Annotated in this window: 18 protein-coding genes; 12 read left to right on the top strand and 6 right to left on the bottom strand. The window is 70.5% G+C overall.

The window, feature by feature from the left end; translation table 11 throughout:
* Nucleotides 1-119 precede the first annotated feature (119 nt).
* Together VBO01S_RS25365 and VBO01S_RS25370 are read left to right on the top strand one after the other, a co-directional pair.
* On the top strand, nt 120-752 hold the full coding sequence (locus VBO01S_RS25365) for a LysE family translocator (protein ID WP_062480600.1): 633 nt from the start codon (nt 120-122) through the stop codon (nt 750-752).
* 18 nt (nt 753-770) lie between these two features.
* Nucleotides 771-1,739, top strand: a complete 969-nt coding sequence (locus tag VBO01S_RS25370; protein ID WP_062480602.1) for a threonine dehydratase — start codon at nt 771-773, stop codon at nt 1,737-1,739.
* A 7-nt stretch (nt 1,740-1,746) separates the two neighbouring features.
* On the opposite strand, the gene VBO01S_RS25375 is transcribed toward VBO01S_RS25370, so the two are convergent.
* Nucleotides 1,747-2,583, bottom strand: coding sequence for a creatininase family protein (locus VBO01S_RS25375; RefSeq protein ID WP_062480604.1), 837 nt, complete (start codon nt 2,581-2,583; stop codon nt 1,747-1,749).
* 310 nt (nt 2,584-2,893) lie between these two features.
* Here VBO01S_RS25375 and pgaA point away from each other — a divergent pair, with 310 nt between their 5' ends.
* The 5 genes from pgaA to VBO01S_RS25400 all read left to right on the top strand — a co-directional run bounded on the left by pgaA (nt 2,894) and on the right by VBO01S_RS25400 (nt 10,261).
* Nucleotides 2,894-5,437, top strand: a complete 2,544-nt coding sequence (gene pgaA / locus VBO01S_RS25380; RefSeq protein ID WP_169805087.1) for a poly-beta-1,6 N-acetyl-D-glucosamine export porin PgaA — start codon at nt 2,894-2,896, stop codon at nt 5,435-5,437.
* A gap of 8 nt (nt 5,438-5,445) precedes the next feature.
* Nucleotides 5,446-7,512, top strand: coding sequence for a poly-beta-1,6-N-acetyl-D-glucosamine N-deacetylase PgaB (pgaB, locus tag VBO01S_RS25385; RefSeq protein WP_062480625.1), 2,067 nt, complete (start codon nt 5,446-5,448; stop codon nt 7,510-7,512).
* Nucleotides 7,509-8,789, top strand: a complete 1,281-nt coding sequence (pgaC, locus tag VBO01S_RS25390) for a poly-beta-1,6-N-acetyl-D-glucosamine synthase (protein ID WP_082818283.1) — start codon at nt 7,509-7,511, stop codon at nt 8,787-8,789. The genes pgaB and pgaC overlap by 4 nt, the downstream gene beginning before the upstream one ends.
* Nucleotides 8,779-9,345 (top strand): PgaD family protein, encoded by a 567-nt coding sequence (locus VBO01S_RS25395; protein WP_062480608.1) that lies wholly within the window; start codon nt 8,779-8,781, stop codon nt 9,343-9,345. Before pgaC ends, VBO01S_RS25395 begins: the two co-directional genes overlap by 11 nt.
* A 118-nt stretch (nt 9,346-9,463) precedes the next feature.
* Nucleotides 9,464-10,261, top strand: a complete 798-nt coding sequence (locus tag VBO01S_RS25400) for an SDR family oxidoreductase (protein WP_062480609.1) — start codon at nt 9,464-9,466, stop codon at nt 10,259-10,261.
* A gap of 308 nt (nt 10,262-10,569) precedes the next feature.
* Here the strand turns inward: VBO01S_RS25400 and VBO01S_RS25405 are convergent, their stop codons facing one another.
* Nucleotides 10,570-11,478 (bottom strand): LysR family transcriptional regulator, encoded by a 909-nt coding sequence (locus VBO01S_RS25405; protein WP_062480611.1) that lies wholly within the window; start codon nt 11,476-11,478, stop codon nt 10,570-10,572.
* Nucleotides 11,479-11,567: 89 nt separating this feature from the next.
* Here VBO01S_RS25405 and VBO01S_RS25410 point away from each other — a divergent pair, with 89 nt between their 5' ends.
* On the top strand, nt 11,568-12,578 hold the full coding sequence (locus VBO01S_RS25410; protein WP_062480612.1) for a zinc-binding alcohol dehydrogenase family protein: 1,011 nt from the start codon (nt 11,568-11,570) through the stop codon (nt 12,576-12,578).
* A 19-nt stretch (nt 12,579-12,597) separates the two neighbouring features.
* Nucleotides 12,598-13,197: a GNAT family N-acetyltransferase gene (locus VBO01S_RS25415; RefSeq protein WP_062480615.1), complete on the top strand. Its 600-nt coding sequence runs from the start codon at nt 12,598-12,600 to the stop codon at nt 13,195-13,197.
* Here VBO01S_RS25415 and VBO01S_RS25420 read toward each other — a convergent pair.
* From VBO01S_RS25420 to VBO01S_RS25430, 3 genes are read right to left on the bottom strand one after another with little or no spacing between them, the layout of a single operon-like run.
* Nucleotides 13,189-13,902, bottom strand: a complete 714-nt coding sequence (locus tag VBO01S_RS25420; protein ID WP_062480617.1) for a sulfite exporter TauE/SafE family protein — start codon at nt 13,900-13,902, stop codon at nt 13,189-13,191. The genes VBO01S_RS25415 and VBO01S_RS25420 overlap by 9 nt on opposite strands.
* On the bottom strand, nt 13,899-15,311 hold the full coding sequence (locus VBO01S_RS25425; protein WP_062480627.1) for an amidohydrolase family protein: 1,413 nt from the start codon (nt 15,309-15,311) through the stop codon (nt 13,899-13,901). Before VBO01S_RS25425 ends, VBO01S_RS25420 begins: the two co-directional genes overlap by 4 nt.
* Nucleotides 15,312-15,349: 38 nt before the next feature.
* Nucleotides 15,350-16,726, bottom strand: coding sequence for a uracil-xanthine permease family protein (locus VBO01S_RS25430; RefSeq protein ID WP_082818284.1), 1,377 nt, complete (start codon nt 16,724-16,726; stop codon nt 15,350-15,352).
* Nucleotides 16,727-16,873: 147 nt separating this feature from the next.
* Here VBO01S_RS25430 and VBO01S_RS25435 point away from each other — a divergent pair, with 147 nt between their 5' ends.
* Nucleotides 16,874-17,914, top strand: a complete 1,041-nt coding sequence (locus VBO01S_RS25435; protein WP_062480619.1) for a LacI family DNA-binding transcriptional regulator — start codon at nt 16,874-16,876, stop codon at nt 17,912-17,914.
* 7 nt (nt 17,915-17,921) lie between these two features.
* Here VBO01S_RS25435 and VBO01S_RS25440 read toward each other — a convergent pair whose 3' ends face one another.
* Nucleotides 17,922-19,280 (bottom strand): PQQ-dependent sugar dehydrogenase, encoded by a 1,359-nt coding sequence (locus VBO01S_RS25440; RefSeq protein ID WP_062480621.1) that lies wholly within the window; start codon nt 19,278-19,280, stop codon nt 17,922-17,924.
* A 130-nt stretch (nt 19,281-19,410) separates the two neighbouring features.
* Between VBO01S_RS25440 and VBO01S_RS25445 the strand changes: the two genes are divergently transcribed.
* Together VBO01S_RS25445 and VBO01S_RS25450 are read left to right on the top strand one after the other, a co-directional pair.
* The gene (locus VBO01S_RS25445) at nt 19,411-20,184 is read left to right on the top strand and encodes an alanyl-tRNA editing protein (RefSeq protein WP_062480631.1); all 774 of its coding nucleotides are present in this window, start codon (nt 19,411-19,413) and stop codon (nt 20,182-20,184) included.
* A 118-nt stretch (nt 20,185-20,302) separates the two neighbouring features.
* Nucleotides 20,303-21,113: protein-disulfide reductase DsbD domain-containing protein (locus VBO01S_RS25450; protein ID WP_303621490.1), on the top strand; the 811-nt coding region annotated here is incomplete at its 3' end.

Below are 21,113 nucleotides of genomic sequence, written 5' to 3' on the forward strand. Positions count from 1 at the left end.
GCGCTCACGGCCATCGGCATGGGCGGCCTGCCGGTCGACGCCGGCCCGCCCAACCTCGTCGCCGTGCTCGACACGCCGCGCGGCCCCGTCACCCTCGAATCGCAAGGACTCTGACTTTCATGCTCACCCTGACCGAAATCGCCTGGTTCGCCCTCGCCTCGCTGCTGCTGGCGCTCACGCCGGGGCCGAACATGATCTATTGCGTGTCGCGCACGCTGATCCAGGGCCGCCGTGCGGGGCTCATCTCGCTGGGCGGCGTGCTGATGGCCTTCCTGGTGCACCTGTTCGCCGCGGCGCTGGGCCTCACGGCGCTGCTGCTGGCGGTGCCGGTCGCGTTCGACGCGATCCGCTTCGCCGGTGCGGCCTACCTGATGTGGCTCGCGTGGCAGGCGGTCAAGCCCGGCGGCAACGCGCCCTTCGAGGCCCGCGCGCTGCCGGCCGATCCGCCAGCCAAGCTGTTTCGCATGGGCTTTCTCACGAACCTGCTGAACCCGAAGGTGGCGATGTTCTACCTGTCGTTCTTCCCGCAGTTCATCCATCCCGAGCGCGGCTCGGTGCTGCTGCAGAGCCTGCAGCTGGGCATGGCGCAGATGGCGAGCAGCGCGCTGGTCAACACCGTGATGATCGTCGGCGCCGCGAGCATCACGGCCGTGCTGTCGCAAAGCGCGGGCTGGCTGCGCGCGCAGCGCTACATCATGGGCAGCGTGCTGGCCGCGCTGGCCGTGCGCGTGGCGCTCACCGAACGCAAGTAAGCAACCCGAAGGACGTCGATGCGATTCACCCGCGAAGAGATCGAAGCCGCGCAGCGCACCGTGCATGCGGCCATGCCGCCCACGCCCCAGTACACCTGGCCGCAGCTGTCGCAGCGCCTGGGCGCCACGGTCTGGGCCAAGCACGAAAACCACACGCCGGTCGGCGCCTTCAAGATCCGCGGCGGCCTGACCTACTTCGAGACCCTCGCGCGCGAGCAGCCCGCCGTGCGCCACGTGATCAGCGCCACGCGCGGCAACCACGGCCAGTCGGTCGGCTTCGCCTCGCAGCGCCACGGGCTGGCCGCGACCATCGTGGTGCCGCACGGCAATTCGCGCGAGAAAAACGCGGCGATGCGCGCGCTCGGCGTGACGCTGGTCGAGCACGGCGACGACTTTCAGGCCGCGGCCGAACATGCGGCGGTGCTGGCCGAGCGCGACGCGCTGCACCGCGTTCCCTCGTTCCATCGCGAGCTGGTGCGCGGCGTGTCGACCGCGTATGTCGAGTTCTTCAGCGCATTGAAAGCTTCACCGCCCGACGTGCTGTTCGTGCCCATCGGCCTGGGCTCCGGCTTTGCCGGTGCAGCGGCGGCGCGCGCGCATTGCGGCGTGTCGACGAAGCTCATCGGCGTGGTGTCGGCGCATGCCACGGCCTACCGCGATTCCTTCCGCGCGCGCCGCGCCATCGAATCGCCCGTCACGACACGGCTGGCCGACGGCATGGCCTGCCGCACGCCGGTGCCCGAGTCGCTGGAGGTGATCCTGCGCGAGGCCGACGACGTGATCACCGTGACCGACGACGAGGTGGCCGAAGCCATGCGCGTGCTCTTCAGCGACACGCACAACGTGGCGGAAGGTGCGGGCGCGGCTGCCTTGGCGGGGGCGCTTCAGCAGAAGGAACGCTGGCGCGGGAAGACGGTGGGCGTCGCGTTGAGCGGCGGCAATGTCGATGCCGACATGTTCGCCGGCGTGCTGGGGGGCAGCGCCTGATCCGCTCTCAGGGCAGCGGCCCTGTGTTCGCCGTGCTCAGCGGCAACTGGGACACCTCGGCCAGCAGCAGCGCCAACTGCTGCGCGGCCGCATCGATCACCGCCTGACCCTTCGCGGCCGTGGCCGCCGCGGCATTGCCGGCCGCCCCCTGCGCGTTGTAGTCCTCCATGGCCCAGCCGAGCTTGGCGCTCTTGCCGTTGCCGAGGATCGCGCAGTCGGCCGCGCGCTGCTCCGAGGTGGAGCTGAAATCCTTCGCCTCGTCCATGCGCACCAGTGCGGGCGTCAGCGCCAGCATCATCGAGGTCTCGATCTCGCCCGCGTGCACGCCGAAGCGGTGCTCCCGGGCGCTGAACTGCGCGTTCGCATCGCCCAGCGGCAGGTTGAACCAGCTCACGCTGTAGACGATCAGCCCGTGCGCGGCGCGCAGTTCGCGCGCCACGATGTCCATCGCGCCCACATGGCCGCCGTGGGCGTTGAACAGCACCAGCTTCTTCACGCCGGCGCGCGCCACGCCCGCGCCGATCTCGTTCCACATGCGGATCAGCGTCTCGGCCGAGAAGGTGAGCGTGCCCGCGAAGCGCGCGTGCTCGGGGCTCAGGCCGATCTGCTGGGTCGGCAGGAACAGCGCCGGCAGTTCCGGCGGCAGCAGCGGCAGCGCCGCGGCCACGATGCCGTCGGCCAGCACGGTGTCCACGCCCAGCGGCAGGTGCGGGCCGTGCTGCTCGGTCGCGCCCAGCGGCAGCACCGCCACCGTGGTCGCCGCGTCGAGCGCGGCGAAGTCGCGCGTCGTCAACTGGGACCAGAAACGGGGCCAACGGGGCGAAGAGACCGGAAGTGCGTTCATGCCGCGATCTTAGGACGGGGCCATGGGCGGCGCATGGGGCAACACTTTCATACAACTTGCCAACATCGGATGAATTGATCGCGAATCTGTTCACGATTAGTTCTCATCTTTCCCGATGTTCGGTCCTATTGTTTACAAATTGGCCTAGAGTCCCTTTTCACGAACTTTCCGCCACGGCTTGTCACGGCCCAGGAGAGTTCACGCAAAAGGGAGTAGCGTGTCCATCCATCCACAAAAAAATGGAGGCACCGTCGTTGCCGGGCGCAAAGTCGCGCCCTTCAAGGCATTGCCTCACCATCTCGCACGAGCCGTGCGAGGTTTGCCGCCGATCGTGTGCGTGCTGGTCTTCGGAAGCAGCACCGCGTACGCGGAATCCACTGTCGCGCCCTCGCCGGCCGCCCCCCTGGGCAGCGCGCTGGCGTATGACGCCTCGCAGCACGACGCCCTCATCGTCGCGCGCCGCGCCGGCCGCATCGCACCGGCCCAAGCCCTGCAGCAGCTGCGCCAATGGCTGGCGGCGCCCCTGGCCGACGAGCAGCGCCGGCGCGTGGCGTCCGACGCCATCGCGATCGCGGTGGCCGACGGCCAGTTCGCCGACGCGGTGGCCGTGGGCCGCCAGGTGCCGCCGAGCGAGCTGGGCGATTACGCGCTCGGCCCGCTGGCCGGTGCCGCGCGGCGCACGGGCGACATCGCCCTGCAAGGCGACACCGTCAAGGTCTGGCGCGCGCGCCAGCCGGCCGCCCGCGAACCGCGCATCCACCAAGCCTTCTGGCGGCTGGCCAGCGGCAACACGGCGGGCGCGCAAACCCTCTACCGCGCGCTGGCCCAGCCCGCGCCCACCGAGGTTGCCGACCGCGTCGCGCTGCTCGACCTGCGCGCCGCGCTGGCGCGTGCCCAGGGCCAGCCCTTCCAGGCGCTCACGGCCTACGGCGAGATCTCCGCACTGCAGCCCCAGCGCCGCGATGCACAGCGCGACGCCGACTTCCTGCTGGCCGAGTACGGCGGCGCCACGGCCGCGTTCGAGGACGCGCAGGCGGCTGAACGCAAGCAGCCCGGCAGCCTCGCGCCGCTGACGCTCGCGCTGCTCGAACAGCAGGCGCTGGCGCAGCAGCTGCGCTGGGCCGTGAAGGCGCGCGACCAGCGCCTGGGCGCGGCGCGCGTCACCGACCTCGACAAGGTGCTGGCCGCCCAGAATGCCGCGCTGGCCCGGATCGACGCCGCGCTCGTGCAGCCCGCCCCGCAAGACGCCGACACCTGGCGCACGCTGCGCATGCGGCTGCAGTCCGACCGCATGATGGCGCTGCTGGAGCGCGGCCGCCCCGCCGACACCATCGCGCTGTACGACAGCCTGCGTGCCGACGGCACCGCGCTGCCGCCCTACGCGCTGGGCACCGCCGCCCGCGCGCTGGCGCAGGAGCGCCGCTCGGCCGATGCCGTGCCGCTGTTCGAGAAGGCGGTCGTCGACCTGCCGATGCCCGACAGCCTGCACTTCGGCCTGGTCTACGCCTACCTGGACACCGGCCGCTTCGACGACGCCGAGGCGCTGCTCCAGCGCATCGAAAGCGCCACGCCCGTGCTGATGCGGCTGGCGCCGGAAGCCGGCCGCCCCAACGACCAGTTCTCCGAAGTGAGCGGCCTGGGCGCGCTGTTGCAGCTGTACGGCGACCGCCCGAAGATCGCGCAGCCGCGCTTCAACACGCTCACGCAGGAAGCCCCGCTCAACGCGGGCTACGCCTACGGCGCCGCGCTCACCGAGCGGCTGCGCGAGCACCCCGAGGCGGCCGTGGCGCGCTTCGAGGCGCTGAGCGCCGACCACCCCGACGACCTGAGCGTGCGCACCGGCCATGTCGAGGCGCTGCTCGACGCCGACGAGTTCCGCGCCGCGCGGCTGCGCGCCGAGGCGCTCGAGGCCGACGCGCCCGACGCCGCCGAGGTGCGAGAGATGGCGCGCAAGCGCCGCTCGCTGGTCGGCCCGCAGCTCGAGATCGATGCCGAAGGTTCGCGCGGCGGCGGCACGCTGGCCAGCCGCGAATGGCGCGTCGACAGCCGGCTCAGCTCCGGCCTCATCGGCGACGCATGGCGCGTGTTCTACGCGCAGACGCTGGGCCGCGGCTACACCTCCGAAGGCACGGCCCAGTGGGCGCGCGGCGGCCTCGGCGCGAGCTGGCAGCAAGGCCGCTGGCTGGCCGAAGGCGTGCTGCAGCATGCGAACAGCGGGCGCTACCGCAACAGCGTGGCCGGCCGCGTCGACTACCGCGCCAGCGATGCCTGGCGCCTGTCGGCCACCTACGACGGCGACAGCAAGGAGCTACCCTGGAAGGCCCGCGCCGTGCCCTTCGGCGCGCAGGCTATCGGCGCGCGCGAGTTCGGCGCCAGCGCGGCCTACGTCGTCAACGAGTCGCGCCGCTTCGACCTGCAATGGCGCCGGCTCGACTTCAGCGACGGCAACCTGCGCGACGGCCTCGACTTCGGTTGGCGCGAGCGCTGGGTCAGCACGCCGCGCTTCCAGATCGAGACGCGGCTGGGCGTCGATGCCAGCCGCAGCCGCCTGCAGGACGTGCGCTACTTCAGCCCCTCGCGCGACGCCAGCGCGCAACTGTCGGTGCGCGGCCAGTGGCTCACCTGGAAAAGCGACGACCGCCAGTTCTTCCAGGTGCTGGAGCTCGGCGGCGGCAGCTACCAGCAGGCCGGCTTCGGCAGCGGCCCGCTGTGGAACCTGCGCTACGAGCACCGCTGGGCCCTGGGCCAGAAGCTCACGCTGCGCTACGGCCTGACCTTCGGCAGCCACCCCTACGACGGCGTGCGCGAAAAACAGCGCGGCGTGTTCCTGAACCTTTCGATGCCCCTGCAGTGATGTCCGTGATGCAAGCCCCCACCTTCTTCCTCCGGCTGCGCGCGGCCCTGCTCGGGTTGCTGCTGGCGACGGCGTTGCCTGTACTGGCGGCGCCGGTGCTGCCCGCCGACCCCGACAACGGCGTCGACTTCCGCGTAATCTCGTTCCACGACGTGCGCCCCAACGTGCGCGCCAGCTTCGAGACCTCGCCCGACGAAACCGCCATCGACGAGCGCACGCTCGCCGAAGTGTTCGCCTGGCTGCGCCACAGCGGCTACCACCCGGTCAGCCTGCAGCAGATCATCGATGCGCGCAACGGCGGCAAGCCGCTGCCCTCGCAGCCCGTGCTGCTGACCTTCGACGACGGCTACCGCAGTGCCTACACGCACGTGTTCCCGCTGCTCCAACGCTTCAACTACCCGGCGCTGTTCGCGCTCGTGACGAGCTGGCTCGAGGTGCCCGAAGGCCAGCCCGTGCACTGGGGCGACAAGCCCGCGCCGCGCGAGAACTTCCTGCTGTGGCGCGAAGCCGCCGAGATGGCGCGCTCGCCGCTGGTCGAGTTCGCCAGCCACACCGACGCAATGCACACCGGCATCCAGGCCAACCCGCAAGGCAACATGCTGCCCGCCGCGGCCACGCACCGCTACGACCCGGCCACCGGCCGCTACGAGGACGACGCCGCCTACCTGCGCCGCATCGAGACCGACCTGCGCCGCAGCCGCGAGCTGATCGAAAAGCGCACCGGCGCCAAGGTGCGCGCCACCGTGTGGCCCTACGGCGCCTACAACACGCCCGCGCTGGAAGCCTCGGCGCGCGTGGGCATGCCGATCACCTTCACGCTCGACGACGGCGCGAACACGAAGGAGATTCCGCTCAACCGCATCCGCCGCGCGCTGGCCGCCTACGACAACGAGGCGCCCGACTACGTGCAGATGCTGCGCAGCCCGGTGGGCGGCGAGGTGCGCCCGATCAACCGCGTGATGCACGTCGACCTGGACTACGTGTACGACGCCGACCCGGCCCAGCAGGAGCGCAACCTCTCGGCACTCATCGAGCGCGTGGCCGCCGTGCGCCCGCGCTCGGTGTTCCTGCAGGCCTATGCCGACCCCGACGGCGACGGCGTGGCCGACGCGCTGTACTTTCCCAACCGCCACCTGCCGATGCGTGCCGACCTGTTCGCCCGCGCCGCCTGGCAGCTGCGCAGCCGCACCGGCGTGAAGGTCTACGCGTGGATGCCCGTCACCGCCTACCGGCTGCCGGCGTCGAACCCGCTGGCCACGCACACGGTGCGCACGCTCACGGGCGACGCGCCGGCCGACCGCTACCACCGGCTCTCGCCCTTCGACCCGGCCGTGCGCACGCTGGTCGGCGACCTGTACGAAGACCTGGGCCGCCACACCTTCTTCGAAGGCCTGCTGTTCCACGACGACGCCATGCTCTCGGACGACGAGGACGCCAGCCCCGCCGCGCTCGACACCTACCGCCGCTGGGGCCTGCCGGCCGACGTGGCCGCGCTGCGCGCCGACCCCGCGCTCATGGCCCGCTGGACCACCGCCAAGACCCGCCACCTGATCGAGTTCACGCACGAACTCGCGGCGCGCGTTGGCACCTGGCGCCCTGCCCTGGAAACGGCGCGCAACCTCTACGCGCGGCCGGTGCTCGAACCCGCGGCCGAGCAATGGTTTGCCCAAAACTATGAAGCCTCGCTTGCCGCCTACGACTACGTCGGCCTGATGGCCATGCCGCGCATGGAGCAGGAGGCCCGCACCCCGGCCGACAGCGACGCCTGGCTGGGCCGCCTGGCCCAGCGCGCGGCCGCCACGCCGCACGGCCTGGACCGCACCGTGTTCGAGCTGCAAGCGCGCGACTGGCGCACCGGGAAACCCGTGGCCGACGCCGAACTCACGCGCCAGTGGACCCTGCTGCAGCGTGCCGGCGTGCGCCACCTGGGCTACTACCCCGACGACTTCCTGAACAACCAGCCCTCGCTGGAGACCGTGCGCCGCGCGATCTCGGTGCGTTCGCTGCTGTCGCGCGCCCCGCGGCGCAACCACAACGCCGCCACGCTGCCGCCTGAAGGAGGGAAGCCCCGATGAACACGCTCCAGATGCTGGTGGACCTGATTCCACCGGTGCTCTTCGGCTTCGTCTTCTACTACCCGTTCTTCATGGCGTGGGTGTGGATCGCGGGCGGCCTCTCGCACGCGTGGTCGTTCGAGCGCAAGCGCGACGTCGAGGCCGACCCGCTCGAGGCCCTGCCCTCGCAGCCGCTCGTGACCGTGGTGGTGCCCTGCTTCAACGAGGCGCCGCACCTGCGCGAAGTGATCGAGCAGCTCATGCGCACGCGCTACCCGAACTACGAGGTGATCGCCGTCAACGACGGCAGCACCGACGGCACCGGCGAGCTGCTCGACGAGATGACGCTCGAATTCAGCCGCCTGCGCGTGATCCACAACGCCAGCAACCAGGGCAAGGCCGTGGGCCTGAACACCGCCTGCCAGCTGGCGCGCGGCGAGTACATCCTGGGCATCGACGGCGACGCGCTGGTCGACCCCAACGCCATCGCCTGGATGCTCAAGCGCATGCTGGCCTCGGATCGCATCGGCGCCGTCACCGGCAACCCGCGCATCCGCACGCGCACCACGCTGCTGGGGCGCATGCAGGTGGGCGAGTTCTCGTCGATCATCGGCCTCATCAAGCGCTCGCAGCAGCTCATCGGCACGCTGTTCACGGTGTCGGGCGTGCTGGCCATGTTCCGCCGCCGCGCCGTGCTCGAGGTGGGCTTCTGGAGCCCCGACGTGCTCACCGAGGACATCGACATGAGCTGGAAGCTCCAGCTCGCCGGCTGGCGCCTGCGCTTCGAGCCGCGCGCGCTGTGCTGGATCCTCATGCCCGAGACCCTGCGCGGCCTGTGGAAGCAGCGCCTGCGCTGGGCCGTCGGCGGCATCCAGACCATGCTGCGCATCACGCCGTCCATCCTGCGCCTGCGCAGCTGGCGCCTGTGGCTCATCTACAGCGAGTACATGGTGAGCGTGGTGTGGGCCTATGCGATGGCGCTGGTGCTGGTGATCAGCTTCATCCGCCCCTTTTTGCCGCACGAGTCGGCCTGGCATTCGGCGCTGTTGCCGCACTGGCAGGGCACGCTGCTGGCCATGACCTGCATCCTGCAGATGCTGCTGAGCCTGTGGATCGACCGTCGCTACGACCGCGACCTCATGCGCTATTTCGCCGGAACGATCTGGTACCCGATCGCGTTCTGGACGATCACGATGGCCACCACGGTGGTCGCCCTTCCCAACGCTCTGATGCGTCGTCGCGGCAAGCGCGCGGTGTGGACGAGCCCTGACCGAGGAGTTTCTTCCGATGCATCCTGAGAACCCGCTCTCTTCGCTGGCGCTGCACGAAGCCCCGCCGCCCCGCACCCGTTCGTGGGGCCAACCCGCGGTGGACGAACCCATCATCGATGCCGCGCGCATTCCATTGCACGCCTTCGGCAACGGCCGCTCGCCGGCGCGCACCCTGGCCATGTACCTGTGGCTGCGCGTGCTGCGCCCCGCGATCACCGTCGCGATCTGGTTCTGCGCCATCTGGTACGCCTGGCCCTACGTGATGGGCGCGCGCTCCCAGCCCGAGGTGCTTCAGCTGCTGGGCCTGTACGCCATCGTCATCGGCGTGATCCTCGCCTCGATGCTGATCATGGGCCCGCTGCGCCGCCGCCAGCACCGCAGCGAGACGCCGCCGGAAAAGGAGCAGTCGTCGCTGTTCGCGCTGGCGTCGTACATCGAAGTCGCGCCCGCGCGCCTGTCGACCTGGCAACGCACGCGCCAGCTGCTGGCGCACCACGACCACCACGGCCAGCTGCGCGACGCCACCGACAGCGCGCCGGCCGCGCTGGAAGAAGAAGCACCAGCGAAGCGCCGCAAGGCCTGACGCGCAGGGCAACCGGCGCGGCCTTTTCGGCCGCGTCGCTGCAGGGGTTTCGGGGCGGTGATTCAATCGCGCGGCGGCAGCGCCGCAGACAGATCCACCTTCTTCCAAGGACCCCGACATGGACCTCCAGCTCCAGGACCAGCACGTTCTCATCACCGGCGGCAGCAAGGGCATCGGCCTGGCCTGCGCGCTGGGTTTCCTGCGCGAAGGCGCGCGCGTGAGCCTGGTCTCGCGCGACCTGCAGAACCTGCAGCAGGGCCAGCAGTCGCTGCTCGCCGCGTTCCCGCAAGCCGAAGGCCGCGTCAGCCTGCACGCCGCCGACCTCAAGAACCCCGCCAGCGCCGTCGCCGCACTCGACGCCGCAGAACAGACGTTCGGCCCCGTCGACGTGCTCGTCAACTCGGCAGGCGCCGCGCGCCGCACCCCGCCCGACGAGCTCACGCCCGCCTCGTGGCACGACGCGATGGACGCCAAGTACTTCACCTACATCCACATGATCGACCCGGTCGTGAAGCGCATGGGCACGCGCGGTCGCGGCGCGATCGTCAATGTGATCGGCCAGGGCGGCAAGGTCGCCAGCCCCGTGCACATGGCCGGCGGCGCCGCCAACGCCGCGCTCATGCTCGTGAGCGCCGGCATGGCCGCCGCCTACGCCGCGAAAGGCGTGCGCGTGAATGCCGTGAACCCCGGCCTCACGCTGACAGCGCGGCTGCAGGAAGGCATGAAGGCCGACGCGAAGCTGCAGGGCATCGACACCGACGAGGCGCTGGAGCGCGCCACTGCACGCCTGCCGCTGGGGCGCATCGCGACGCCCGAGGAAGTCGCCAACACCGTGCTCTTCCTGGCGTCGCCGAAGGCAAGCTATGTGACCGGCGCGATCGTGGCGATGGATGGCGCCGTGACGCCGATGATCTGACGAGGGACAACAGGGGGAGCGAACGCAGTGATGCGATCCCCCCAGGCCGAGCGCAGCGACGGCCCGCCCGTTCCCCCTCCCCTCTGGCCGCGCCGAGGAGCGCAGCGTTTCGCGGATCAGGGCTCGCCCTTGTTTGAGCGAAGCGAGTTTGGGCGAGACCCCGCGAAGCGCGAGCACCGCAGGTTGCCCGCAGCGAAGCGGAGGGACGCAGACAGTGGGGTCGCCTTTTCTTTGCTTACTTTCTTTTGGCGAAGCAAAAGAAAGTGAGTCGCCCGCCGGGGCGAGTCCCGGCCCCCGAAACCAAACCCTCAGCCCAAAGCCAACAACCCCTCGAACTTCAAAGCCAGGAAATCCACAAAGCCACGAACCCGAGCCGGCACAAACCTCCCACTAGGCAACAGCGCATGCAACGGATAAGGCTCGGTATCCCAATCCGGCAGCAACCGCACAAGACGCCCTTCCCGAATGTCATTGCGCACATCCAAAGCGGACTTCAGCGAAATCCCATACCCCGCCACAGTCCACTCCCGCGCCAGCGAAGCATCATCCACACTCCGATCCCCATTCACCCGCACCTCCGTCCACTGCCCCAACTGCGCAAACCTCCACACCCGGTGCCGTCGCCCACTCCGGTTGAACGTCAGACAGTTGTGCTGCAGCAGATCCTGCGGAACCCGAGGCAAGGGATGCCGACGCAGATAGTCCGGTGAAGCCGTGAGCACCGGATTCGTCAGCGCAAACGCCCGCGCCACCAGCCGCGAATCAGCCAGCGCCCCGTAGCGCAGCGCCACGTCCACCTCGTCGCGCATCACGTCCAGCGGCCGGTCCCCGACAGACAGCGACAACTGCACCCCCGGATGCAACGCCAGGAACTCGTCGAACCACGGCAGCAAGGTGCTGCGCGTCAGGTCCGACGGCGAGGCCACCCGCAAGGTACCCACAAGTTCGCCCCGATCCGCAGTGACCAGCGACTCCCCTTCATCCAACAATTCAAAAGCACGCACCGCGTAGTCAAGCAGCGTCTGCCCCTGCGGCGTCAGCCGCATCGCCCGCGTCGACCGCTCGAACAGTCGCGCCCCCAACTGCGTCTCCAACCGCTTCAACGTCGCACTCGCCGCGGCGGGCGTGATCCCCAGCGCATGCCCCGCCGCCGTCAACGTGCCGCCACGCGCCGTCTGCACGAGCACCTGCAGGTCCGATATATTTTCAATCTTCATTTGAAAGTGTTGGTGATTCAGGCCACCTTATCAAACAGACGTTGTCATCCTACAGTCCAGCCATCGTTCCAGAAAGAAGGTCTCTTCCCATGAAAGCCGTCGGCTACCACCAGCCCCTCCCCATCGACAACCCCGAATCGCTGCAGGACATCGAGCTCCCCGCCCCCGTGCCGGGCGCGCGCGACCTGCTGGTGCGCGTGAAGGCCGTGTCGGTCAACCCGGTCGACACCAAGGTCCGTAAGAACGCCGCCCCCGAAGCCGGCCAGGCCAAGGTGCTGGGCTGGGACGCGGTCGGCACCGTCGAGGCCATCGGCAGCGGCGTGCAAAGCTTCAAGGTCGGCGACCGCGTGTACTACGCCGGCTCCATCATTCGCCCCGGTGCCAATTCGGAGCTGCACGCGGTCGACGAGCGCATCACCGCCCTCGCCCCGAAGACCCTCGACGACGCCCAGGCCGCCGCCTTGCCGCTGACCACCATCACCGCCTACGAACTGCTGTTCGACCGCCTCCAGGTGCCCAAGGACGGCGGCGAAGGCCAGACGCTGCTGATCACGGGCGGTGCCGGCGGCGTGGGCTCTATCCTCATCCAGCTCGCACGCCAGCTCACGAAGCTGCGCGTGGTCGCCACCGCCTCGCGCGCCGAAACGCGCGCATGGTGCCTGGCGCTGGGCGCGCACGTCGTCATCGACCATTCGAAGCCGCTCGCCGCCGAACTGAAGGCCGCTGGTATCGATGAAGTCGACATGGTCGCCAGCCTCACGCAGACCGACCAGCACTACGCGCAGCTCATCGAAAGCCTCAAGCCCCAGGGCCAGCTCGCGGTGATCGACGACATGAAGGTGCTCGACGCGATGCCGCTGAAGACCAAGTGCATCTCGCTGCACTGGGAAATGATGTTCACGCGCTCACGCTTCACCACGCCCGACATCGCCGAGCAGGGCAAGCTGCTGGCCGAAGTGGCCGCGCTGGTCGACGCGGGCCGCATCCGCACCACGGCGAATGCGAGCTTCGGCACCATCAACGCCGCGAACCTGCGCAAGGCACATGCGCTCATCGAGAGCGGCAAGGCGCAGGGCAAGGTGGTGCTGGCCGAGTTCTGATCTGCGCACAATCGGTCGCATGACCGAAGAAAGCACACCCACCCCGCCCCACCTCATCGAATTCGACACCCCGCGCCTGCGGGTGCGCCAATGGCGCGAGAGCGATCTCGCGCCATTTTTCGCGCTGGCCTGCGACCCGCGGGTGATGGAATTCTTGCTGCCCTTGCCCACGCGCGCCGAGAGCGACGCAGCGGCCCACCGTGCCCGCGCGCTCATCGCGCAGAAGGGCTGGGGCTTCTGGGCCGTCGAGCGCAAGGACACGCGCGAGTTCATCGGCTTCACCGGCCTGAACGTGCCGATGGCCACGCGGCCTTTCTCGCCCTGCGTGGAGATCGGCTGGCGCCTGTCGCGCGCCAGCTGGGGCCAGGGCTTCGCGACCGAGGCGGCGCGCGGCGCGCTGCAGGTCGGCTTCGAACGGCTCGGGCTCGAAGAAATCGTGGCGTTCACCGCCAACGGCAACCTGCGCTCGGCCGCCGTGATGGCACGCATCGGCATGCACGAGGACGTGGCCGGCGCCTTCGAGCATCCGGCGGTGCCCGAAGGCCATGCGCTGCGCGGCCACCGGCTGTTTCGCGTCGACCGCGCGGCATGGCAGGCCGCGCAGCGCGCCTCAGAATGAATGCAGCAGCAGTGCGGCGCCCGACACGATCGCGAAGACCTGCACGAAGATGCGCAGCACGCGGCCGTTGATGCGCCGATGCACCACGCGGCTGAGCACCGCACCCACGACGAGCGCGGGCAACAGCAGGGCCGCGGCATAGAGCTGTGAGCCGTCGATGCGCCCCGCCGCCATCAGCGTGGCCAGCGACACCAGCTCGCCGACCAGGAAGCACAGCGCAATGGTCGAGCGCATGGTGGGCGCCGGCTGGTGCTGGTAGACCAGCGCCAGCGGCGGCCCGCCGATGCCGGTCGCGGTTTCGGTGACGCCGGTCACGAGCCCCGCCGCCACGAAGGCGGTGCGGCCCGGCGAGAAGGCCGGCATCATCAAGGTGACCAGGGCCGCCGCGATGGTCGAGGCACCGACGAACAGCGACAGGTGGCTCGCGCTCAGCGCCGCCAGCACCCACAGGCCGCCGACGGTGCCGAGCAGGCGCCCGCCGGTGATCCAGCTGGCGCCGGTGCGGTCGATGGCACCGCGCTCGCGCCACATCACGTAGAAGTTCAGCGGCAGCATCAGCACCAGCACGCACACGGGCAGCAGGTCGGGGCGCACGATGCCGATCACCGGCGCGGCGATGAGCGCAAAGCCGACGCCGGTCGCGCCCTGCACGAAGGCGGCGAACAGCACGGCGAGCGAGACGAGGACAAGGTGTTGCGCGCTCACTGCGAGTGCCGCTCCGAGGCCAGGCGGCGGTGCGCGGCGGCCGGGGGGTGCAGGCGCACGATGGGCGCGCGGTCCATGGCCGCGTGGGCGACGCGCGCCAGCTGCCGCTGCAGCGCGCGCGCATCCCAGTCGGGCGGCCAGCCTTCCCACAGGCGCAGTTTTCCGTCGACGAACACGGCCACGATCTGGTCGCGGTTGCCCAGGCGCACGAGGTCCCACGTGAGGTCGACCGAGGTGCACATCTCGGGCGTGTCGACATCGACGATGAGGAAGTCGGCCGCCTTGCCCACGGCGATCTCGCCCGTGAGGTGGCCCAGGCCCACGGCGCGCGCGCCTTCGTGCGTGGCGTGGTCGAACCAGGTCCAGCCGCCGCCGCTGGACGCATCGCCGATGGCCATGCCGAAGGCCAGCTTCTGCGCGGCCTCGGCCGCGTCCATCAGGCGGAAGGCGTCACTGCGCGTGGCGTCGGTGCCCAGGCCGAAGCGGATGCCCAGCGCGGCCATCAGGTTCGCGGGCGCCACGGCGTTGCCCTTCCACTGGCTGGCGACGGGGTTGTAGCTCACGGCGGTGTCGGTGTCGCGCAGCACCATGAGTTCGGAGGGCGTGACCAGCGTGCCGTGCGCGATGAGCACCTGCGGGCCGAGCGCGCCCAGGTGCGCCAGCAGCTCCAGCGGCCGCCTGCCGCGCTGCACGACCGAGCGCTCGACCGAGGCCAGGTGCTCGTTGACGTGCGTCTGGAACACGGTGCGCGCCTCGGCGCACAGGGCCGACACCGCGACCAGCATCTCGTCGGACGCCGCCTCGGGCACCGAGATGGCGAGCGAGGGATGCACCAGCGGCGCGTCCGACCACTGCCGCAGGAACTGCGCGGCATGCGCCTGGATCGCCTGCCGGTCGGCGGCGCTGCTGTCGTTGCCGCCGTCGTTGCAGATCAGGCCCAGCACGCAGCGCAGCCCGGCCTCGCGCACGGCGGCGGCCACGGCGCCGATGTCGCCCGGCGCGCGCGTGCCCGCGTCGCACACGGTGGTGAAGCCGCCGCGCAGCGATTCGAGCGCCGCGAGCTTGGAGGCCATGTAGACGAACTCGTCGTCCAGGCTCGACTCGAGCGGCACCCACACGCGCCGGAAGATCTCGGACGGCTCGCCGTAGGCCAGCGACTTGCCGAAGGACTGCGTGAGGTGGTGGTGCGCGTCGATCATGCCCGGCATCAGCAGCTTGCCGGGCAGGTGCAGCGGCGTGAGCTGCGGGTGGCGGGCGATGAGCGCGTCGGCGGGGCCGACCTCGCGAAAGCGCCCGCCTTCGATCCGCACGGCGTGGCCGGCGGCGGGGCCGTCGCGCAGCATCAGGTGGTCGGGAACGAGCAGCAGCTCGTGGGCCGCGAAGTGCGCGGCATCGAGTTCAGGAGACATGGTGAAAGGAGAGAACGGGAAAAGAAATGAGAAGACGCTCATTGCGGCGCCGGCGCGATGGCGGCGCTGTCGGCCGGCACGCGGTTGAACACCAGGTTGAGCACCACTGCCGTGAGCGAGCCCATGGCCAGGCCGTTGCCCAGCACCAGCTGCAGCGTGTCGGGAAAGCGGCTGTACAGGCCCGGCACGACGATGGGCAGCAGGCCCATGGTCAGCGCGCCGGCCAGCACGAACATGTTGCCGCGCTCGTGCAGGTCGACCTTGCGCAGCATGTCGATGCCCATGGTGCCGATGATCGCGAACACCACCATCGCGGTGCCGCCGACCACGGCCGACGGAATGGCACTGGCCAGCCGGCCCAGCGGCGCCGACAGCGCGATGAGGATCAGGATCACGCCGGCCGCGGCCGTCACGTAGCGCGAGCGCACGTTGGTGGCGCGCACGATGCCGATGTTCTCGCCGCTGGTGATGATCATCGAGGTGCCGAAGAAGCCCCCCGCCAGCGACACCAGCGCGTCGCCGCGGATGGTGCGCGGCACCACGTCGCGCGCATCGATCTTGCGGCCCACCACCTCGGCCACCGCCACGGTCTGCCCCGTGGCCTCGACCATCGAGATGATGCTGAAGATGAGCAGCGGCACGGCCGCCACTAGGTCGAAGCGCGGCATGCCGAAGGGCAGCAGCGTCGGCGCGCTCCAGAAGGGGCCGGCGGCCACGCTGCTGAAGTCCATCAGCCCGCAGGCCGCGGCCAGCACCGTGCCGGCCAGCAGGCCCAGCAGCACCGCGAGCTGGCCGAGCGTGCCCTTGAACACGCGCGCGAACAGCACCGTGAAGCCGATGGTCGCCAGCGCCAGCCCGATGTTCACCGGGTCGGCAAAGGTGGACGTGCCCGCCTTGCCCGCGATGATGCCGCCGTACACCTTCACGAGGTTGATCGACACCAGCAGCAGCAAGGTGCCGATGACGATCTTCGGAAAGTAGCGCAGGCAGCGCGCGAACACTGGCAGCACCAGGAAGTAGAAGAGCGCCGTGAGGATCACCGCGCCCGAGGCCGTCTGCAGGTCGCGCTGCTGGGCGATGGTCACGAACATCACGATGGGCGCGCCGCCCGGCACCATCACGAAGGGCAGGCGTGCGCCGAACTTCCACGGCCCGAACGACTGCAGCAAGGTTCCCACGCCGCACAGCAAAAAGGTGGCGCTGATCAGGTTGACCGTGAGCGCGGACTCCAGCCCCAGCGCCTTGGCCACGAGGAACACCGAGGTGATCGGCACGGCCGCCATCACCAGCACGTGCTGCAGGCCGAACAGCAGCAGTTGCGACAGAGGCAGCACCGCATCGACCGGGGCGATGGCGGAAGGCGCGCCGACAGGCACGACCGGGGGCACAGCAGAGGCATCGGGCACACGGGACATCATGGAATCCTTGAACCGGGACCGCGCCCAAATCGATTTGGGCGCACTGGCAAAAAAAGCCGCCGAAGCGGGTGAAGTACATTCCGTGGCATGGCGCCCCAAAACGATTTGGGGATTGAATCACCGCTTTTCGAAAAGGTCAACGGGATGAGCACCAACCCATCGCCGCGGGCAAACATCAAGGACGTGGCACGCGAAGCGGGCGTGTCGCCGACCACCGTCTCGCACGCGCTCAACGCCCGGGGCCAGGTCGATGCGGAAACGCGCGCGCGCGTCGAGCAGGCGGCGCTGAAGCTGGGCTACCGGCCCAACCGCAATGCGCAGCGGCTGCGCACGGGCGAGGCGCACATGATCGTGCTGCTGTCGTCGATGCCCTTCGCGGTGGCCGGTGGCCCGTCGCGCCTGGGCTTCCTGATGGAGGTGGCGGCCGTGGCGGCCGCGGAGGCGCTGGACCGCCGCCTGGCGCTGGTGCTGGCGCCGCCGATGGAAACCGGGCGCGTGCCCATGGAGCTGCTCGACGTGGACGGCGCGCTGGTCATCGAGCCTTCGGCGGGCGACCCGAACCTGGCGTACCTGCTGCGGCGCGGCCTGCCGGTGGTGGCCATCGGCAAGCCGGCCGAGGAAGCGGCCGACGGGCCGGCGATGCCGCCCTATGTCGACATCCACTCGGGCCGGACCACTCGCCTGCTGCTCGAACACCTGCACGACCAGGGCGCGCGCAAGGTCGCGATGATCCTCGGCTCGGCCGCGCGCAACTCCTATGTGGAAGGCCAGGCGGCCTACCAGGCCTTCGCCACCGCGCGCGGGCAGGCACCGCTGCTGTCGCTGGTCGACGAGGCCGAGGGCGAGAACGGCGGTCGGCAGGCCGCGCTGGCGCTGCTGGCGGCGCACCCCGACATCGACGCCTTCTGCGTGCCGGTGGACGCGTTCGCCTCCGGCGCGGTGACGGCCGTGCGCGAATCGGGCCGGCGCATTCCCGAGGACGTGATGATCGCCACGCGCTACGACGGCCTGCGCGCGCGCACCTGCGTGCCGCCGCTCACGGCCGTCGACCTGCACCTGGACGAGGTGGCGCAGCAGGCGATTGCGCTGCTGTTCGACCACCTGCGCGGCGACACCAGCCGGCGCCGCGTGGACGGGCCGGCGGCCCAGTTGGTGCCGCGGCTGTCGTCGGCGCGCCGGGGCTGACCGCGCCTCAGTTCGGCTTGCTGCGCGACACGCGCCACACCGCGTTGCCCACGTCGTCCGCCACCAGCAGCGCGCCGTTCTTGTCGAGCGCCACGCCCACCGGCCGGCCGTGCGCCTTTTCGTCTGCGCTCAGGAAGCCCGTGAGGACGTCGACCGGCGGCCCGCTCGGCTTGCCGCCAATGAAGGGCACGAACACCACCTTGTAGCCCGACTTGGGCTTGCGGTTCCACGAGCCGTGCTCGCCGATGAAGGCGCCGCTCGCGAACTCGGGCGGCATGCCGCGCGCATGCGAGAACACCAGGCCCAGCGGCGCGACGTGCGCGCCCAGCGCGTAGTCGGGCGCCAGCGCCTTGGCCACCCGCTCGGGCTGTTGCGGCGTGACGCGCGCATCGACCACGCCGCCCCAGTAGCTCCAGGGCCAGCCGTAGAAGGCGCCCTCTTTCACCGAGGTGAGGTAGTCGGGCACGAGGTCGCTGCCGATCTCGTCGCGCTCGTTCACCACGGTCCACAGCACGTTGGTCTCGGGCTCCCAGCCCAGGCCGTTGGGGTTGCGCAGGCCGCTGGCGAACAGGCGTTTCTCGCCGCTCTTCGCATCGACCTCCCAGATCGCGGCGCGGCCCTCTTCGGCCGCCATGCCGTTCTCGCCGATGTTGCTGTTGGAGCCGACCGTGACGTACAGCTTGCTGCCGTCGGCGCTGGCGATGACGTTCTTGGTCCAGTGGTGGTTGAGGCCGGCGGGCAGCGCCGTCACCACGGTGGGCGTGGCGCTGACCGAGGTCTGGCCCTCGGTGTAGGGCACCTTCACGAGCGCGTCGGCGTTGGCGATGAAGAGCTCGTTGCCGACCAGCGCCATGCCGTAGGGCGAGCTGAGGTTCGCCAGGAACACCTGCTTCACCTCGGCCAAGCCGTCGCCGTCGGCGTCGCGCAGCAGGGTGATGCGGTTGGCGCTGGGCACGCCCGCGCCCGCGCGGCCCATGACCTTGCCCATGACCCAGTTGCGCACCTTGGCCACCGGGCCGCCGGCGCCACTGCCTTCGGGTTTGGGCGGCTTGTTGCTCTCGGCCACCAGCATGTCGCCGTTGGGCAGCGTGTAGACCCAGCGCGGGTGGTCCAGCCCGCGCGCCAGCGCCGTCACGCGCAGGCCTTCGGCGGGGGTGGGCGCGGCGGTGTCGGTCCAGCCGACGGCGGGCGCCACGTTGACGGTGGGGATCAGTGTCTTGTTCGGATCGGCCAGCTGCGGCCGTGGGCCGGTCGTGAGCTCGGGCGCGAGCTTGGCGGTCTCGCCGCAGCCGGCGACGAGCAGCACGGCGGCCACGGCCGCGGCGGACAAGGCGAGGCGGACGGGAAGGTGCGGCGATGCGTTCATGCGGATTCCTTGCGCGGCAGGCGGCCGCAGACCGCCGGATCATGCGCAATCGCACGGCGCAGGCGTGTCGGTCGTGGGCGCTTTCCGGCGTGCGCGCACCTCCTTCGCGCATCGTCGCTACCATCGCCGCATGACCGACGACCTGTTCCGCGCCGACGCCTACCTGCGCACCTGTGAAGCCCGCATCCTGCGCATCGACGACACCGGCATCGTGCTGGACCGCACCGTGTTCTATCCGCTGGGCGGCGGGCAGGCCGGCGATGCCGGCGTGCTGGTGCTCGCCGACGGCCGCGAAATCGCCATCGCCGACACCCGCAAGGCCAAGGACGCCGAGGGCCAGCCGACCGCCGAATTCGTCCACGTGCCCGCGCCCGACCAGGCCGCGCTGCTGGCCGCGCTGGCGCCCGGCGACACCGTCACCGCCCGCCTCGACTGGGAGCGCCGCCACCGGCTGATGCGCTTTCACACCGCCAGCCACCTGCTGTGCCACCTCGTGCCGGTGCCGGTGAACGGCTGCTCGATCACGCCCGAGTACGCGCGCATCGACTTCCACATCACCGACCCGCTCGACAAGGAAACGCTCACCGCCGGCCTCGCGAAGCTGGTCGAGGCCGCCCACCCGCTGACCGTGGGCGCCATCAGCGACGCCGAGCTCGACGCCAACCCCGCGCTGGTCAAGAGCATGAGCGTGCAACCGCCGCGCGGCACGGGCACGGTGCGCACCATCCGCATTGGCGGCACGGGCGAAGACGGCGGCGCGCCGTCGATCGACTTCCAGCCCTGCGGCGGCACGCACGTGGCCAACACGGCGGAAATCGGCGCCATGGTCGTCACCAAGATCGAGAAGAAGAGCGCGACCACCCGGCGCGTGGTCCTGGGCTGGCCAGCGGCCACCGCGGCCTGAGCCTCGGGAAAGACCCGGCCCCCAGGAACTTCGCCCCGCCCTCCGGCTCCGACTGACCGGCATGACCTTTTCGCGCATCTCTTTCGCTACTTTTCTGATAGCTACCGCCGCAGCCTGCATGCCGGCTGCGGCCCAGCTGGCCCCGAAGACCGGGGCCGTGGTCACCACCCCCCACGTGCGCGCCGAACTGGTCGCCCATGCGCCCCAGGGCGTGGCGCCCGGCGCGCCGGTCTGGGTCGGGTTGCAGATCACTCACCAGCCCGAGTGGCACACCTACTGGAAGAACGCCGGCGATTCCGGCCTGCCCACCGAGCTGAAGTGGACGCTGCCCGCCGGCGTCTCGACCGGCGAGATCGCCTGGCCGGTGCCCAAGAAGATCCCGGTCGGCACGCTCGCCAACTACGGCTACGAGAGCACCGTGCTGCTGCCGGTGCCGCTCGAGGTCTCCACGCTCTACAAGCCCGACGTGGCGCTCACCGGCGGCTCGCCGGCCATGGACATCAAGCTGCAGGCCTCCTGGCTGGTCTGCCGCAAGGAATGCATTCCCGAAGAGGGCGAGTTCACGCTCTCGCTGCCCGCGCGCGGCTCGACCGCGCTGAACAAGGCGGCCTTCGACACCGCGCAGGCCGCGCAACCGCAGCCGCTGGGCGCGCCCGGCGCCATCGCCGTCGAGGGCCAGCAGCTGAAGGTGCGCCTCGAAGGCCTGCCCGCCGCCGTGCGCGGCAAGACGCTCGAGTTCTTCCCCGAAACGCCCGAGGTGATCCGCACCGCGGCCGTCTCCGGCAAGGACTGGACACAGGCCTGGGACGGCGCGACCTGGACCGCCACCATGCCGCTGGCCGACCAGCGCAGCGAAAGCCCCACCGCCATGCCCGTGGTGGTGGCGCTGGCCGAGGCCGACCGCCAGGCCGGCCAGCCCGTGGCCTGGC

Source organism: Variovorax boronicumulans NBRC 103145, assembly GCF_001591345.1.
Lineage (GTDB): Bacteria > Pseudomonadota > Gammaproteobacteria > Burkholderiales > Burkholderiaceae_C > Variovorax > Variovorax boronicumulans.